This is a genomic window from Halomonas sp. NPDC076908 (assembly GCF_050269715.1).
Taxonomy (GTDB): domain Bacteria; phylum Pseudomonadota; class Gammaproteobacteria; order Pseudomonadales; family Halomonadaceae; genus Vreelandella.
Genome location: NZ_JBNNIW010000027.1, coordinates 32,687 through 33,580 on the forward strand (window position 1 = coordinate 32,687; position 894 = coordinate 33,580).

Annotated in this window: 1 protein-coding gene; it reads left to right on the forward strand. The window is 46.5% G+C overall.

Going from position 1 to position 894, the window contains the following annotated elements; genetic code table 11:
* The first annotated feature begins 364 nt into the window (after window positions 1-364).
* A complete protein-coding gene (locus ACQKE4_RS14915; RefSeq protein WP_427389152.1) occupies window positions 365-793 on the forward strand; it encodes an REP-associated tyrosine transposase in 429 nt (142 codons plus the stop codon).
* Window positions 794-894: the final 101 nt, after the last annotated feature.

Below are 894 nucleotides of genomic sequence, written 5' to 3' on the forward strand. Positions count from 1 at the left end.
GCACCAGCGCAATAATCAGGCTCCACACCATTGTAGGAGGCCACTTCCAGTGGGCGAAGGGTGCCGCAGGCACCCCTTAGGTTCGGCTGGCTAGGTGCTTAAATCTTCGCGAGCTGAAGCTCCCTCCTACAAATCGCTATTGGCACCAGCGCAATAATCAGGCTCCACACTATTGTGGGAGGGCGATTTATCGATGGTTCGACACTTCAACGAAGGGTGCCGAAGGCGTCCTTTAGGTTAAGTAGGCTAGATACCTAAACAATTGAGATCCAAACCTACTCCAAGAACTTAAAATTGAAAACCACAGATAAAGCGAGCTAAAATTAGCTTTTAGATATAACTACCGTTTGGGAGTTCTAGGGAAATGCAGAAAGGCCATGCACTGCGGCGAGGTAGATATTCCGTAGAGGGCGGCCACTACCTAATTACCATTGCTACGCAAAAGCGTTATCCATACTTTCTTACGTTTGAACATGCCTGCAGTGCTTCCAGAAATTTCTATCACCCTCGTGTAACTAAAGCAGCGAACACTCTTTCCTTTGTGGTAATGCCTGATCATATACATTGGCTTTTACAGCTTAATGGAGAGCTTTCAGAGGCCATTCGTCGTTATAAAAGCTATGTGTCATTAGCCATCGGAGAACGTATTTGGCAAGATGGGTTTCATGACCGCATGATTCGCCAAGAAGAAGATTTGAAAAGTGTTGCTCGCTATATTGTTGGTAACCCACTGAGAGCCGGGCTTGCCACCAATATTAATCAATACAGCTTTTGGAATGCAGCGTGGCTTTAACAACGAATAAGGCTAGTGCCCAAACATTCGCGAGCTAAAGTTCCCTCCTACAAGTAGGATTGGGCACCAGCGCAGTAATAAGGCACCGTACCATTGTAGGA